Raw genomic sequence first — 16,621 nt, 5'->3', positions numbered from 1 at the left:
AAAAATTCTCTTTAATCAATCAATAATTTATTACAATTTTGAAGAAGCTTCAAAATCTCCCACCCAAATATCGAAAAAAGGAGAATCTATCCTTTGCACATTCGGATAATACTCTAAAATTTTAGAAGAGAGGTTTTTACTTTTCCATGGTTCCGTTTTAAGCATAATATCGAAAACGGGACTTTTTCTGGTTTTTTCTAATTTTTCCGGAGTGATCAATTCTTCTTTGATTTGGATGAGTGCAATCCTTTTACCTTTTTCTTTTTGAGCAATTGTTCTCATAAGTCCCGCGAGGGAATCTTCTTTAGGAGCACATAGTACATTCTTGGATAAGTAATCGTTTCCCATAAAATACATTACGGAAAAATCATGGAATATGAATGTATCCGCTTTTAATTCATGGAATAAAGTATAGGTTTTTAGAAGTTGTTTTCTGGATTGGTTTAAAAAATTTAAACCAATAAAAGTCATGATCATAGGTATTGCGATCAAGATTCCAAAGACGAACTTTTGGAAGAGTATCTTCTTCTTTCTTGCAAAATAATTCCAAAACCAAAATAGGACCAAGGTCACAGAAGGAATTCCGGCACTTAAATATCTAGGTCCCCATTCCCAGAATCCGTAATTCGGGGCTAAGAAAGGGATCGTAAAAAGAAAGAAGAACGCTCCGAGAACGATTGTTTTTCTTCTCACAGAAATTTTGCGAATATTAAAAAGAAGTATCCCAAGACCAATCAGAGCAAACGGCATATAAGTGAAAAAACCGATCCGTAAGGTCTCGTCTATCTTGTTCAGGAATAAGAAACCAATCGCCCATTGGATTTTATCCGAGATGCCGATTCCGGATTCCCCATAATTTGCATGAAACCTAGGCCCCAAAAGGGAAGAATAGCGAAGATAATTAAATAGGATAAAAACTGCAAATATGGATACAAATCCAATTCCGAAGAGTAATGTTTGAGACTTGTCCAACTTTATCTTTTTATTAAATGGAGGAAATCCTTCGCTAATCCACGAAGCAAATAAGATGCAACCGGCAAATACGATCCCTTCATGTCTAAGCCAAATGGACAATCCCGCAAAAATTCCGGCATATATTCCGGATCTTTTATATAAAAAGGTGAGACTTGCAAGAAGGAGAGCTACGAACAAAGTGTGTTCTGCAAACTCCATCATTAAGATTGGGAGATACGATCCGAAAAATGCGAGGGATATAAAAGAGTTAGAAGCCCTCCAAAATTTTCTTAAGATCCATAGATATACAAATACCCCGAGTAAATTGAAATAAGGTAAGCCTTGGTTGCCTGCAATATAATAAAATGGGGTTGCGAGTGCTGCCAATAAAATTGGAAAAACGGAGATGGTAGATGCTCCTAATTTCGTATAATTATTCGCAGGCATCGGAAGGAATTCTTCTTTTGGATCGATGGATTTTGCGGGGTAGGGGAGTTCTTCCGATGCAAAACCTGAGTGAACTAACGCATGTGTTTGGAGAGATTTTGTTCTGGAATCGTAGGCGAGAGAAACTTCCGGTTTCGATGATTTTATGAGAACGATGCAGAAAAGAAGTAGGGATAAGAATCCTAGAAGATTTCTTTTTTTGAAGATAGAGCTCATATATTTCGCCTCTTTTTAGTTCTTTAAAAAACCAGAATATTATTCGCAGTTCTCTTTTGTAAGGGTGACACCCGCGAATATAACGGGATCTTTTCCTTTTTTGAGAATGGAGACTTTAGTTTTTCCGGATTTTGTGATATCGAATTCGAATTTATTTTTTTCGGAGCGCTCGGAATTCAAGCTTCGATCCAAGAATATCATGTCTTTTTGAAAGACCAAGATCTGTAAGTTTGTCTCCGATGAAATTCCTTCTTTTTCGACTTTTGAAAAGACCTTAGCGCAATAATGGCCCGATCTGAAATATACAGTTACATCCGGAAAGATCTTTTCGGAACCTAATAAAACCGAATTATTATCAAACTTGAAAGCTTTTCTGTCCTCTAAGGATCCAGCAACTTCTCCTAATTGGCATTCATAGATCGGTTCTATATCAAGTTTTCCTGTTATATAGGGATAATATGATCTGAACGGCATTGTATAAGGGATCCTTTCCCATCTCCAAGCTTTTTCTCTGATCGGCAGTCTCTTGCACGCTGCCCATTCTTTAAAAGGAGCATCCGAATACATTGCGGATGTATGAGCCCAAACGGAAATTATTGAGAAAAATATTAGTAAGAATTTTAAGACGGTCCGTTTATAAGAAATCGTTAATGCGGGTAAAAGTAATATTGCGAAGAAAGGCATAAGATCGCTTAAAAATCTGGTCGCATAAGATACTCCTCCCCACCATACAAAATGTTTTCCATAGATGTATAAGTAAACAAGAGTCGAAAGGATTGTTGGAAAGACCAAAAATCCGATTTTCCTTCTGCTTCGGAAAAATCCTAAAAAGGATAATAATACGATAGGGGAGAATATAAATAAGCCGAACCCGGGGCTAATTAATAATCCGCCGACTCCCTCCCATAGATCTCCGATAAATCTATCAGGCATTCCTGTTAGGGCAAAGGATTTCTCCATGAGATAATATCCGCCCATTATATGTCCATATTCTAAATAATTCAGAAGTCCTAGTGAACAAAATGGTATGAGCGCACCGGCTGCTGATAAGAGAAGAAGATTGATCTTGTCCTTTGTTGAAACATAACGAAGTCTCCATAAAAATACTAGGCCGAGTGATCCGGCGACTAAGATGGAAGGAGGTCTTACAAAGAAGAAAGAGCCTAATATTACGCCGAGGAGTAATGTTTTTGCAGGAGTTAAAATGTCTTTAGAAAGAAAGAGAAAGATACTTGCTACGATCAGGAATTCTACAAATCCGTGTTGCCATAAAGTTTGAGAAGTGTTCGAAAAATGTGTTGTTCCGAAAGAATAAAGCAAAGTGATCAGAAGTGAAGTTCTGGCAGAGGCTATCTTAGAAATTGCTTTGAACAGTAGGATCGAGGTGATAGCAAAAAGAAGAGAGGACGAGAATTTTTCCAAATAGATAAAATCTTCGATAGTATGTATTTTGGGAGCTGGACCGGAAAGATTGATTGTATCAGGAATAGCGATCTCTACTCCGATCAATTTTAAGGAAAAATAAACAACAGAATTGTAAAGCCCTGGCAACAAAGGGAAGGCATTCAGTAATTTCCCTTCGTAGGCAGTTAGAAAGAAAGGGTGTTTTATATAATCACCTGAGGGCATCTGAGAAGGTACCAATAGAGTTTTTTTGTCTTTGGCTAATTCTGATGCAGTGATAATCGGAGGATTTATATAGAATTCGGAAAGATCTAGATTTCCGTCTTTTTCTAAGCTGAAAGGAGTCAACTTGGCTCCATTGGAATCGTCGCTTGAAAAAAGTCTAGTTACTGAAGTTGGTATAGTAAATAGTAATAAGAATAAGGTTAAAAGTCCCAACTTGGAAAAGTTTTTCCAGATATCAGATATCTTTTTTGTTTTGCAGTAAGAGGTCCCAATAGAAACGGAAAGTAATACGAAAATGTATAGTGATTTAAAGTTTGTGAATAAGGACCCGTATGCTGTCGGAGAGAAAAAATAAAGGGCAATATATATTCCGGTTAATGCCGAAATTGAAATTTGAGTTATCAAATTTTTGATAGATTGCGCTTGCTCCTTGTTTTTATAGAAAAAGTAAGCTATAAATCCGATTCCTAAACCAAATCCTGTCCAGGCTAAATGCCTTGAAAAACCGGAAAGGATTTGGTTTGTGAGGGAGGAAGAAATGAATACGATACCAATGAACAGAGAATTAAAAATTGCTAGCATAACCTAGATAAACACCTTATTTGTATCTTTTTTCGATTTCGGTTTTAGCAGAAGTTTCTACTTCTTCGAAAGAACTTTTTGGATCAATTTGAGTTTGGGCTAAAATCTTAAGCCCAAAATTCCCATATTCTGTCTTGATCCATTTTTCGATCTGTACTTTCGTTTCCGAAAATCTTTTAGTATGAGGTTTACTTTTTAAAACATAATCCAAAAGTTCTGGGATCCCTTTTTTAGTTTTTACACTGGTCAGGAAAATAGGGGGGATACTCCCTCCCGGAACGATATCTCTCAAAAACTCCAAAGTAGTGGAGAGTGTATGATAACTTGCGCTCGCAAGATTTTCTTCATCACATTTGTTTAATATGAATGCATCTGGGACTTCCATAATCCCGCTTTTCATGAATTGGATCTGATCTCCGCCGAGCGGCACCATTACTAAAAAGGAAAGATCTGCGAGTTTCGATACTTCTATCTCGTTTTGGCCGATTCCAACCGTTTCCACGAATATAAAATCGAAAAAACAACGGAGGAGTCGGATCACATGGTAGGTGTACGGATTCAGACCTCCTAGTTCTAGTTGGCTAGGTTGGGATCTGAAAAAGATCCTTTTTTCTCTGACCGGTAAGGATAATCTAGTTCTATCTCCGAGTAGGGAACCTCCGCTGATATGACTGGAGGGATCTATGGCGACTACCGCCATTTTTTTATCGGATTCTGTTTGTAAAAAATTGGTGGAGATCTCGCCTAATAGAGAGGATTTTCCCGCGCCTGGAGTTCCTGTAAACCCGATGGTGACTGATTTGTCCCCGTTAAAGCCCGAACTTTCTAATTCTTTGAATAGAACTTTACGAAATTCGAATGAATCCGGTTTTTCGAGTTCACTGATCAGCTTCGCAAGAGGATATTTTTCCCCTTGAGAAGCTTCTTGGATCAGTTCTTTAAGTTCCTTTTCTGCAAACCGTACGGTCATGCCTTAGACGGACGCTGGGATCTTATCCGATACGATGTCTATGATACGATCCATCACATCCATTAGATCGTAATCTTTAGGCGTAAAGATCGCTTTCACTCCGATGGAATGTAACTTTTCGAAATCAGGCTGAGGGATGATTCCTCCGAAGACCACTGGTATATCCGCCTTATAATGTTTTAATTCTGCGAATATCTGCTCTGCAAGCTCCACATGAGATCCGGAAAGTATGGATACTCCGATCACATTTGCGTTTTCTTCCACAGCGGATTGTACGATTTCTTCCGGAGTGAGTCTGATGCCTGAGTAAATCACATCGAATCCCGCATGTTTTGCGGAGACCGCGATCATTTCCGCTCCGTTGGAATGACCGTCTAACCCAGGTTTTCCTACTACGATCTTAGGTCTTGCTCCCGTTGCTTTTTGGAATTTCTCTACTTTGGCTCTGACATTAGATACTTTGTCGGATTCTAGATTGAGTTTTTGTCCTTCTACCCCGGTGGATGGACGATATTCGCCGAATACTTTTCTAAGAGTGTCAGCCCATTCTCCCGTAGTTACAAGAGCCTTTGCACATTCTACGGAAGCGAACATGAGGTTCTTTCCGTTTCTAGCATCGTCTTCTAATCTTGTTAGAGTTTCCGCTACCTTCTTCGCATCTCTTCTTGCTTTTACATCGGAGAGTACTTTTAAGGTTTGTTCTGCGGATTTAGGATCTACTTTGAAAATCCCTCCGTCAGGATCGTTAGTAAGAGGGGAGGGAATTCCTTCCTTCCATTTATTCTTTCCTACGATGATGAGTTCGTCGTTATTTATCTTAGCGAGTCTTTCTGCCTGGGATTTTACGAGTTGGGCTTTCATGTAACCGTTCTCGATCGCCTTGATCGCTCCGCCCATTTCTTTGATCTTTTGGATCTCTTTGTTTGCGTTCTCGATCAGGTCTTTTACTTTACTTTCTACGACTCTAGAACCTTCGAATAGGTCAGGATATTCAAGTAAGTCTGTTTCGTAAGCGAGTACTTGTTGTAAACGAAGTGACCATTGTTGGTCCCAAGGACGAGGAAGTGAAAGTGCTTCGTTCCAAGCTGGAAGTTGGAGGGCGCGGCATCTTGCATCTCTGCTTAAGGTAACTCCCAAAGCTTCGATCAAAATTCTCCATGCGTTGTTTTCAGGTTGTTCTTCGGTTAATCCGAGTGAGTTTACTTGGACTCCGTAACGGAAGCGGCGGTATTTCTCGCTTTTTACCTGATAAATTCCTTTTGTGATCTCTTCCCACATATCGGAGAAGGCTCGCATTTTGCACATTTCTTCGATGAATCGAATCCCTGCGTTTACGAAGAAGGAGATCCTACCAACACACTGCTCGAATTCTTCGTGAGTGAAACAGTTTCTTTCTTTCACTGCGTCAAGGATGGCCATTCCTGTTGCGAGTGCGAATGCCAGCTCTTGGACTGGAGTTGCTCCCGCTTCTTGCAAATGGTAGGAACAAATATTGGATGGGTTCCATTTCGGAATTCTTTTCAAACAATATTCGTACATATCTACGATGATTCGGATGGAATGTTCCGGCGGGAAAATGTAAGTCCCTCGAGCCAGATATTCTTTGATTATGTCGTTTTGAGTGGTCCCCTGGAGTTTAGAAACATCTTCTCCTCTTTCTTCGGCTAACGCCACGTATAGCGAAAGTAACCACATGGAAGTGCCATTGATGGTCATAGAAGTGTTCATTTCTTCGATCGGGATCTGATCGAATAGGATTCGGAAGTCTTCCAACGTGTTGATTGGAACTCCTACTTTTCCGATTTCCGGCTTAGCGATCGCGTGATCCGAGCTATAACCGCATTGTGTAGGAAGATCAAAGGCGATGGAAAGGCCTGTTTGACCCTTTGCCAGGTTTTTTCTAAAGAGTTCGTTGGACTCCTTTGCGTTTGTATGACCCGCGTAAGTTCTGAAAATCCAAGCCGGCTCTTTGCTAGGATTTCCGGTCTTATCGTAAAGGATATGGTCTTTTTTTTCCATCTTCTTGCCCTCGGAATATGCCTCTTAGTTTAGTTCAAAATGTGTTGGTATAATTTCACCTAAATTTTTAACGTAGCTCCGAAATCCGAAGGAGAAGAATTCCGCCGCATGGACTTGGAAAGAAACAGAAAAGCAAACCCCGCGCTCATTTTACTCTCGACGCTGTTTCTCACCGGTCTTCTGACCCTTCTCTATTCCTGGCACGGAGACCCGTCCAACGGAGAAAGTTTTCGGGCATTGGCGCAATTACGTTCTCTTTCGGAAGACGGAAAATTTTTCGCACTTCAGGAGCCGCTTCCATTTTTACTTTTATCCTTTTGGAAATCGTCCTTCGGTTTGAATTATATACCCGCCTATCTCTCTTTCGGAGCGTTTTTCCTGAGTTTGGGCATCCATCTTTGCGCTTATATCATGGAAAGAGAGAGTTGGAAACTGAACCATTATCTGTTCTGCTACTTGGCAGCGATCAATCCGTTCTCTTATTTAGTACCCTTGAATATGTTAGGAGAATTGGTCAGCTTTTCGTTTTTGTTAGTCCTATTTCTTTCCTTTCGAATGGAAACAGTAGTCGATCTTTTGATCTTAGTTTCCTGCACGGTGCTTGGATTTTTCTCTCATTTCACTTTCTTCCTGATCGGATTTACTATTTTTGTAATCAAGGCCGGAACGGTCGGGATCAGAGAAAAAAAGAAGCAGCAATCCGTATTTTTTAAAAGGAGAAACCTTCCTAAACTTTTCTTATTCGGATATCTTTCCGTTTTTGTGTTGGGGATTATTCTATTAGGAAATCTTAATTTTTATGGGGATCATTCTTTCGGATTTATGGGCCGAGCGGTTTGGAAGTATCTATTAGGTTTCGGTTCCTTTATTGCAATTTTATTCGTGGGTAATTTTTTACTTCGTTCCGAGAAAGAATTGAATACGATCCCTGCTTCTATCGGGATCTTTGCGTTGATCGCTGTCTCCGGATATTTTACGATCCGTCCTATTTTGGGAGTTGATAAGGTTAAGTTAAGTTCTTTGGCAAAGGATGTGGCATCTCTAAAAGGGAGATTGATCATAGACCAGGACGAAAGGATTTATGTTTCTCCTGAAACTTCCGCTTATTTGTATTTCACTTCTAAACAAAAGACCCATTTTACTTCTTATCCTGAAATGAGAGAAAAGGATTATATTCTTTTGTCCGAAGTTTGGGCGGTTGACAGAAAACTTTTGCAGAGAGAAGTAAAAGCTAAGAATACTCCATATCTGTTTTTATCCGGAGAGAGAGTATTGATTAACGGATTCTTATGGAAAAGAATACAAACGGATCCTAGTTTAAAAACCCTAAAGACCAGATCTGTCGAGGCCAAAGCGGAACTTTCCGACCAAAAAGGGTATGATGATCTAAAAGCATTTTTCATTTCTTGGCTTTCTGCTAGCAAGGCGCCCGATGTATGAGTAAAAAACCGCAAGACTCCGATTATATCGCTTACGGAGCCAACGGTCTACCATTCGAGACTTCTTATTGGAGCGAGATTTACGGAAGCGGGAAGGACGTGGATGCTTCCTTCAACGCGAAAGAACATGCAAAATATATAAAGTCTCTTTTTGATCTGATGCAGGTCCATCCTAGAAGTATCGCTGACTTCGGTTTTGGAAAAGCTTTACTTTTGAAGGAGTTCGTAAAAATATTCCAACCGAATCGTGTGTTTGCGGTGGATCCGTCGGAAGAAATGATAGATGCGATCGCAAAACAGAAATGGATCCGTTCTTATAATCTATCTTTTCTGCATTCTACCATCCAGGATTTGGATCTGAAACATATTCATCTCCCTCCTTTCACTCTTGGGATCTGTAATTCAGTGGTGCAGTATATAGAAGATAAACATCTTCCCAAAGTTTTTGAAAAACTGCATAAGATAGTAAACTATCTCTATTTTACCGTTCCTACCAAGAACGATTACACAAGAATGAAAAAGGAGATCTACTTTACGGATCCTTATGCCCACCAAAGATCCAAAAAGTATTATGAAAAACTAATTCGTCCTTATTTCAGGAGAGTTGCGTTCAATCTCCTGGAAAGTAGGATCACGAAAGACAGCCCGTTTTGTGACGAGCTGTTCGTAGACGAATAAGTATTTATCTTGTGAATATGTAAGCTGCTCCTGCGCCGCTGGCACTATTATCCGCACTTCCATAAACACCATTCGTGATCGTATTTTCGGAACTTGATTCCAAATAGGCGCTTACCAAAAGGTTATTCCCGTCTAAACATACTCCTCCAAAGAAGTCGTAAGCATTTGCATTCGGGGCTTTGATGTAAGCGGTCTGGGCCCAGCTTGTGCCGTTTCTTTCGAAAATATAAACAGCACCTGCATACTGAGCGCTATTATCGGAACTTGCGGTATTTCCGTAAGATATGGTAGTCTGAGAACTTGACTCCAAAGCTCCTACAGCGATCGTATTTCCATAAATACTGATTGCCGCCCCGAAATAATCAAATGGATCTGAATTCGAAGCTTTCAGATAAGCTTGCTGGGACCAGATGCCTCCGCTTCTGGCAAACACATAGACTGCACCTGCACTTTCGGAGGAGTTATCTGAAGAAGCGTTTGTGCCAGAGGAGATGGTATTTTGGTTACTGTCTTCCGATGGGGTTCCTACCACTATCGTATCTCCGTAAATCGAAACAGCGGTCCCGAAATTATCGTACACATCCGGATTGGAAGGTTTGATATACGCTTCCGGCATCCAACTATTTCCGCTTCTGCTAAAGATGTACACTGCTCCGGCACCAGGCATGTTATTGTCGGAACTTGCTCCGCTTCCGTTCGTAATATAGTTTTGATTACTAGCTTCGTACTGAGCGCCTACTGCAATCGTGTCTCCGCTAATTGCAACACTATAACCAAAGTAATCGCCTTGATCCGGGTTCGGAGCCTTTATATATGCTTCTTCTACCCAAGTGGTTCCTGTTCTTTTGTAAACGTAAACTGCTCCGCTATGATATAGGCTATCATCGTCAGGAGCAGGTTGTCCGTTAGTGATCGTATTTTGGGAGCCACTTTCATTATGAGAACCTACGACTAATGTATCTCCTTCGATTGCGATCGCAGTGCCGAATGCATCGTTTGCAGTAGGGTTAGAAGGTTTGATGTAAGCTTGCTGGCTCCAAGTGTTTCCGTTTCTCACAAATACGTAAACCGCTCCAGAGTAAGTCATACTATTATCCGAGGATGCAGAACTTCCGTTCGTAATATAGTTTTGATTACTATCTTCTTGGATCGCACTGGCTACTATAGTGTCTCCCGAAATACTTATTGCGAAACCGAACAAGTCGCTTTCTTCCGAATTAGAAGGTTTTAATATAGCCTGTTGGGTCCAAGTATTCCCGTTCCTAACGTAAACATACACTGCACCGGAAGCAGGAGCGCTATTATCGGAAGGACCAGGATTGCTTCCGTTTATGATCGTAGTTTGGCTACTATCTTCTAAAGGTGCACCGACAACCATAGTGTCTCCTGAAAGAGCCCAAGACCTTCCAAAATTATCATTCGCTTCGGAGTTGGACGCCTTGATATAAGATTGTTGGGACCAGAGACCTAAAACACAAGTAGGAGCTCCGTTGATATTCACAGGCAAATAGTTTAGATTCGCCGAATTTCCGTCCCCGTCTGTAACGGTTACGGAAACTTGAAGATTAGAGCCGCAGGTTGGAGCAGTCCATACCATTTCGCTCGTAGTTAAATTTCCATTGATCGTATTTGTTGGAGTTCCAACAACGCCTGAGCTAGAATTCCAGGAGAAGGAGAGTGGAGTATTTTCCGGATCAGTCGCAGTTACTCTAAACAACATATTTCCAGAAGGGTCCAGGGCCAAAGCAGTTTGGAAGCTGGATAAGATCTGAGGAGCAAGATTTACTGTTTGGGTTTGGGAGATCTGTATTGTGAAATTTCCAAGATTCGATCCTCCGTTTCCATCGGATAAAGAAACACTTAACGTGCAAGGCCCTAAGCTTGCAGAAGGAGATGCCGTGAATACAGGGTCCTGTGCATTTGCATTATCAAAACTACCTGCACAACTTGAGCCCCAAGAATAAGAGATCGTATCTCCATCCGGATCAAACGCAGTAAGGGAAATATTTGTAGAAGCGCCCGGAGGGATGCTGGTCGGGTCCGATATAACGTTCGATACAAAAGGAGAAGAATTAGAACCTACATTTATGCTCCCGTAACCTGTTCCGTATCCTAGTTGCACGTCCGCAGTAAAACTTAAGGTAGAACTTGCGCCTAACTGATCACTTACAGTTAATGTGATCGTATATTGACCAGGCGTAGAAGGAGAAGTCCATACAGGATTTAGAATATTCGAATTACTGAAACTTCCTCCGGTCGCTGACCAAAGATACGTTAATGTATCCGAAGGATTCGGATCATGGGCGGAAGAGCTCAAATTAATGGAAGAAGAAGGGGCCACTCGATTTGTGGAAGCCACCAAAGAATCTATGATCGGCGCTGCATTTGAAAAAGGAGGCGCGGGATTTGTCTCGGATAGAACTAAAAGAATATTTGTTATCGAGTTTGCGGTTATGCTTACTCCTGTTACTTGTCCCTGTTGTATCAGAACATTCGAAGCGTTAAAACCTTCTCCCGAAAATGTTCTGTCTGAGCCTGCCGGGATTTGTCCTATGATCCCTTGCCAAGTATTTCCCACTTTAACTAAGTCTTGGACGATAGGAGTGGAGATCCCGGGACCGGTTACTGTGACCGTTACCTTTGTTAACGCACTAGAAACATTCACTGCGAATTGAACATTCCCATAAGAAGGTGTTTGGGGCAGACCTAAGAACGCGGCCAAGGCAGAAAGTCCGGAATTCGTTCCGGAACAAAAAGAATTCAAGCAGATCAATAAGATCAGCATCAGTTTGGTTTTCATTTTAATTTCCTAATCTTTTTAAATATTAAGTTTCGATTATATACTTCTCTTATTGGAGAAGTGCGTTTGTCCCCTTTGGCAGTCCGAAGGGCAGAAACATTCCCGTATAACTTAAGTGCTAACGATAAAATGGGCAATACCCCCCTTGAGGTAGGGAAGAAGGAAAAAATCGGATAAGTCCTGTAGAAAACAAAAATTGCGTTCTATGTCGCTAAAACTGTATGAAGTACAAATATTCGAATAGAGTTTTATTCTCCGATAGATACCATGTGCCAAACGATGATCTATACGTTAACCAGAAGCGAATATGGAAATAGTAAAAGAAAAGGAAATAGATAGATTTGCAAGGGAGGAATTCTATTCTCAAAATTACAGAATAGCTTTTTATTTTTTCTGGATCGTGTGCGCGATCACAATCTGGGGAGCGATTTTAGAATACTTTCGATCTAATTTTCTATTATTATATTTGGATCTGATCTCCGCCTGTATTTGTTTATTCAACCTTGGAGTGATCCGATTCTACTCTGAAAACTATTCCAAAAAGAACCTGATCGTATTCGGCGGGCTTTTTATCTTATTAGTTTTGGAAGTAGAGACACAATTCCACGACAACGAATATTTTTTTTACGATAATAATATGTGGATCACCAACCAAGTGATCCTCTTTTTAGTGAGCTTATTTTTTAACGGAAGGCCTATCTTCTACACTGCCTATTCATTTTCCATACTCGCATTCTATATTCTTAGGATCTTTCCGGAAGGGAGCGGATACTTTTCAGACAGGACTGTATGGGTACAGATCAGCAATATGAGTGCGCTCCAATTATTTATCTGTTTATGTAATGCTTGGTGGTACGGATATAGAATAGAATATCTTAAGAAGACTAAAAATTTGCAAGATAGACTATATAACGAAAGAGAAGCTATAACTAGAGATCTTCACGATTATTTAGGGGCTAAAGTAACTGATCTAAACCTATTGGTTCGTTCTATTCAGGGATATAAAAGCGGGGATACGGATGCGCTCTTGAAATTGGAAAAATTATCCGAAGATATTTTCAAAGGTATCAGAGAGATCACTGCAAGTATGGTGGATGTTAAATTGATATCGGAAGATATTTGGAGTGGGATTAGAGTATTATTACTGAGAAGGTACGGTAACGCGGGTAGAAAAGTAAGATTTACGAGAGAAGGAGAAGAAGACTTTCATATAGATATCGAAAAGGCGGAACAAATTTTAGGGATTGTGACTGAGATCTGTTCCAACGATCTAAAATACGGGTCCGGAACTTCTCATTGGACTTTCTTTCCTAAAAAAGATTCTATAGAGATATCTATCCGAACCCGTACAAATTTTCAGGAAATGAGAATAGGTTCCAAAGGAAATAAAACCATTCAATTTAGGACCTCCGCGATAAATGGAGAATGGAAAGAAAATTTGGAAAATCGGGACTTCAAAGGATTTCTCGAGATCCCAATCCGTCAATTACGGAGAATTTGATACGTGAAATTATACAAAATAGCGATTTTAGAAGACGATCCAGTATTCGCGAGTCAATGCAAAGAAAAATTAAAAAAATTGAATAGAGTTACCAAGGTAGAAGTATATAATTCGGCTGAGGAATTTCCTAAGGACAAGAATACCCAATACGATTTGGTATTCGTAGATATAGATCTTCCCGGCAAAAGTGGATTGGATTTTATCTTAGAAAGATACTCGGCCGATTCTAAAACAAGTTACGCGATATTATCCGCATTCGAATCCGAAGAGGCATTATTCAAGGCCCTAAAAGCGGGGGCGATCGGCTATATATTAAAAAAGGATGTCGGGGATATCCAGGAAAAAGCGGAAATGCTTTTGGAAGGGGGAGGGATACTTTCTCCGGGACTTGCCGCCAGAGTCATTCATTCTTTCCGTAAACCTTCCCAAAAGGAAGTAGAGGTATTATCGAATCGAGAGAAAAAGGTGCTGGATATGATCGTAGACGGCAAAAGAACCAAGGAAATCGCAGCTTCCTTAGGCACCAAAGAAGGAACGGTGAGAGTCCAGATCAAAAGTATATTCAGAAAATTACATGTAAATTCCAGATTGGAATTAGTCAGGAAATTTTCTTAAATTATTTTACTCTTTCCCACCAGGCTTCGGAAACAGGGTCTTTTTGTAGATCTAACCATTCTCCCGGTTTAGGAGTAGCCAGACGAACTCCGTTTTGATCCGCTCCTTGTTTTGTTCTTAAAATAGGTTCATCCCAAGAATGGATGGCGAGATTGAAAGTAGCCCAATGTACAGGAAGCATTGTTTTACCTTTAAGATCTAAATGAGCTTGGATGGCACTTTCAGGACTCATATGAATTCCCTCCCAGGTCCAATCGTAAGCTCCCACTTTGATAGAGGTAAGATCGAAAGGGCCCAGTTTTTTGCCTATCTCTGTAAAATGAGTAGAATAACCAGTATCTCCGCTATGAAAAAATCTATGTTTTGGTCCGATCAGACTCCAAGAAGACCAAAGAGTAGTCTTACCGTTAAAAAGACCACGCCCTGAATAATGAACCGCAGGTGTGCATATAATTTCAATATTCTTAATGTTCCCTTTCTCCCACCAATCTAATTCTACTATTTGGTTTTCCGGAATTCCCCAGGACTCCAAATGAGCGCCAATACCCAAAGGTACAAAATATCTTGTTCCCTTCTTCGCTAAAAATCGGGCAGTAGCCATATCAAGATGATCGTAGTGATCATGAGAGATCACAACAGCGTCTATATTAGGAAGTTCTGATAGTTCTAATGGTAAGGGAAAAAATCTTCCGGGACCGACACTTTCGAAAGGAGAAACTTTTTGAGAGAACACAGGATCGGTGAAAATACGTATCCCGTCTATTTCTACCAGAACGGAAGAATGTCCGAACCAAATTGCTCTTAATCCTGGCGTTATCGGGTCTGAAAAAGTTTTTAAGTCCGGCTTTTGGACCGGTATCGGAGAAGGAGGAGTTCTAATCTCCGAACCGAAAAGTTGTCTTTTTAAAACTGCAAGGTAAGTTCCGGGACTTAGCATCGGAACAAAAGGATCATTTTCAAACTTCCCTTCGTGAAACATCTTGGAGGTTTTCATTTTTTCCAATCGAGTTCCGCTTGGATTACTTCCGAAGGAACTCAAACAAGCTGTTTGGCATAAAATCGATAAGAATAAACCGAATAGAACGAAAGAAGTGTAAATAGTGATTTTTTGGGCCTTTTTTCCGAACATAAATCTCTCTTTGTAGGAAGTCCTACAGGATCTCATTTTTCGATTTTTTAAAATCAGAAAATAAGAGTTAATTCACTTTTTTAGGAAGAAGTTTGACAAGATTCCCGGAGGATCTAGGATCTGAGCCCTTGTATAAAGTACGTCCGTTCTGGTAGATTTGATATGCAAACTTATTTAGAAACTCCTTCCGAATGTTTTTCCAATTTAAAGGATTATCCTTTTTCTCCTCATTATATTTCCGTAGGTGAATTTAAAATGCATTACGTGGACGAGGGGCCTAAAGATGCAAAGGAGACCGTTTTACTATTACATGGAGAACCGAGTTGGTCTTATCTTTACAGAAAGATGATCTTCCCTTTATCAGAAAAAGGTTATAGAGTGATTGCCCCCGATCTGATCGGTTTTGGAAAATCGGACAAACCCACGGATCTAAAAGTTTATACATATAAAAATCATGTGGATTGGCTGAAAAATCTAATTTCAGGTTTAGACTTAAAGAATATTACCCTATTTTGCCAAGATTGGGGAGGGCTCTTAGGTTTAAGAGCGGTCTCAGAATTGGATTCTCGTTTTGCAAGGGTTTGTGCCGCGAATACTTTTCTGCCAACGGGAGATATTCCTCCCAAGGAAGATTTTTTGAAATGGCTTCGTTTCTCCCAAGAAGTCAGTAAACTTCCTGTAGGAAAGATCATCCAAAACGGATGTGTAACTAAATTAAGTCCGGATGTTATTCGTGCATATGATTCTCCTTATCCGGATGAATCTTATAAAGCGGGAGCTAGAAAATTCCCAACTTTAGTTCCCATCTCGCCTGATAATCCGGAGACGGAAAGAAATCGCCAGGCTTGGATATTTTATAAGAATTTTAAAAAACCTTTTATTACTATGTTCAGCGATTCGGATCCGATCACTAGAGGAGGAGATATATTTTTCAGAAGAGTTATTCCGGGTGCGAAAGGACAAAAACACACTGTAATCCAAGGAGCAGGACATTTTCTGCAAGAGGATAAGGGGGAACTGCTCGCCGAACTGCTTTCCGAGTTTATTCAAAATAATCAGTAAATCCAGTAACCTTCTTGGTTCGAAGTAGAAACTAAAGGATACAAAGGGAAACTGTCATGTTATCTAAGATCCGATTTTTTGCTTTAATTCTGGCCGCATTAACTCTTGGGATGAGATTTGCGCATGTTATGGAAGCCGCACCCAAATTGCATTGGGAAGCGGAGCTGTATTTTCAAGTCCAAACCAGTTTGTATAAATATTTTGCAATTTTAGGTCCTGTCGTACAGATAGGTTCCATTCTTCTTATTTTCACGATTGCTTATCTTTCTAAGGGAACAAAGTCATTCCGTTACACGATTTTGAGCGCCTTCTCCTTTATTTTTTCTTTAGGAGTTTGGTTCTTGTTCGTTGCGCCCGCCGCTTCTCAAATCAAAGAATGGACTGTTACTCATACCATTCCGGAACATTGGAATAGTATAAGATCTGCATGGCAATTCGGACAAGTGGGTGCATTCAGTTTTGATTTTATCGCATTTTGCCTTTTGGCAAGTTCCGTTGTATCAAGAATGGATGATAAGTCTTAAAGTTTATCGGATAAATATATGTCTCAATTGGCAATGGGAGTCCGAACTATACTGCC

The 16,621-nt window shown here is 40.2% G+C and carries 12 protein-coding genes; 6 read left to right on the top strand and 6 right to left on the bottom strand.

Translation table 11 applies throughout. The features are described 5' to 3' along the window. Positions 1–30: 30 nt before the first annotated feature. The 4 genes from LEP1GSC185_RS11790 to LEP1GSC185_RS11775 are packed head-to-tail and all read right to left on the bottom strand — an operon-like array spanning position 31 to position 6,817. On the bottom strand, positions 31–1,617 hold the full coding sequence (locus LEP1GSC185_RS11790; protein WP_008588944.1) for an LA_3751/LA_3752 family putative glycosyltransferase: 1,587 nt from the start codon (positions 1,615–1,617) through the stop codon (positions 31–33). Between the two features lie 39 nt (positions 1,618–1,656). Next, on the bottom strand, positions 1,657–3,828 hold the full coding sequence (locus tag LEP1GSC185_RS11785) for a hypothetical protein (protein ID WP_008588868.1): 2,172 nt from the start codon (positions 3,826–3,828) through the stop codon (positions 1,657–1,659). 16 nt (positions 3,829–3,844) lie between these two features. Next, a complete protein-coding gene (locus tag LEP1GSC185_RS11780; RefSeq protein WP_008589269.1) occupies positions 3,845–4,798 on the bottom strand; it encodes a P-loop NTPase family protein in 954 nt (317 codons plus the stop codon). Between the two features lie 3 nt (positions 4,799–4,801). Continuing rightward, on the bottom strand, positions 4,802–6,817 hold the full coding sequence (locus tag LEP1GSC185_RS11775) for a protein meaA (RefSeq protein WP_008588850.1): 2,016 nt from the start codon (positions 6,815–6,817) through the stop codon (positions 4,802–4,804). Positions 6,818–6,925: 108 nt separating this feature from the next. Between LEP1GSC185_RS11775 and LEP1GSC185_RS11770 the strand changes: the two genes are divergently transcribed. Further along, positions 6,926–8,257 (top strand): hypothetical protein, encoded by a 1,332-nt coding sequence (locus LEP1GSC185_RS11770; protein WP_008588676.1) that lies wholly within the window; start codon positions 6,926–6,928, stop codon positions 8,255–8,257. Then, entirely contained in the window at positions 8,254–8,934 is a 681-nt protein-coding gene (locus LEP1GSC185_RS11765) for a class I SAM-dependent methyltransferase (protein WP_008588848.1), read from the top strand. The genes LEP1GSC185_RS11770 and LEP1GSC185_RS11765 overlap by 4 nt, the downstream gene beginning before the upstream one ends. Positions 8,935–8,938: 4 nt before the next feature. Here the strand turns inward: LEP1GSC185_RS11765 and LEP1GSC185_RS11760 are convergent, their stop codons facing one another. Then, positions 8,939–11,734, bottom strand: coding sequence for an FG-GAP repeat protein (locus LEP1GSC185_RS11760; RefSeq protein WP_008588999.1), 2,796 nt, complete (start codon positions 11,732–11,734; stop codon positions 8,939–8,941). A gap of 307 nt (positions 11,735–12,041) precedes the next feature. Between LEP1GSC185_RS11760 and LEP1GSC185_RS11755 the strand changes: the two genes are divergently transcribed. Continuing rightward, the gene (locus LEP1GSC185_RS11755) at positions 12,042–13,235 is read left to right on the top strand and encodes a sensor histidine kinase (RefSeq protein ID WP_008588926.1); all 1,194 of its coding nucleotides are present in this window, start codon (positions 12,042–12,044) and stop codon (positions 13,233–13,235) included. A gap of 3 nt (positions 13,236–13,238) precedes the next feature. Further along, positions 13,239–13,850 (top strand): LuxR C-terminal-related transcriptional regulator, encoded by a 612-nt coding sequence (locus LEP1GSC185_RS11750; RefSeq protein WP_008588799.1) that lies wholly within the window; start codon positions 13,239–13,241, stop codon positions 13,848–13,850. Position 13,851: 1 nt separating this feature from the next. Here the strand turns inward: LEP1GSC185_RS11750 and LEP1GSC185_RS11745 are convergent, their stop codons facing one another. Next, positions 13,852–14,979, bottom strand: coding sequence for an MBL fold metallo-hydrolase (locus LEP1GSC185_RS11745; protein ID WP_008589279.1), 1,128 nt, complete (start codon positions 14,977–14,979; stop codon positions 13,852–13,854). Between the two features lie 162 nt (positions 14,980–15,141). Here LEP1GSC185_RS11745 and LEP1GSC185_RS11740 point away from each other — a divergent pair, with 162 nt between their 5' ends. Together LEP1GSC185_RS11740 and LEP1GSC185_RS11735 are read left to right on the top strand one after the other, a co-directional pair. Then, positions 15,142–16,041: a haloalkane dehalogenase gene (locus tag LEP1GSC185_RS11740; protein ID WP_008588870.1), complete on the top strand. Its 900-nt coding sequence runs from the start codon at positions 15,142–15,144 to the stop codon at positions 16,039–16,041. A 56-nt stretch (positions 16,042–16,097) separates the two neighbouring features. Continuing rightward, on the top strand, positions 16,098–16,565 hold the full coding sequence (locus tag LEP1GSC185_RS11735; RefSeq protein WP_008588837.1) for a hypothetical protein: 468 nt from the start codon (positions 16,098–16,100) through the stop codon (positions 16,563–16,565). Positions 16,566–16,621 lie beyond the last annotated feature (56 nt).

The organism is Leptospira licerasiae serovar Varillal str. VAR 010 (assembly GCF_000244755.1).
In the GTDB taxonomy this organism is placed as follows: domain Bacteria; phylum Spirochaetota; class Leptospiria; order Leptospirales; family Leptospiraceae; genus Leptospira_B; species Leptospira_B licerasiae.
Note: the sequence above shows the minus strand (reverse complement) of the source record. Positions and strands in the feature narration are given on the sequence as shown.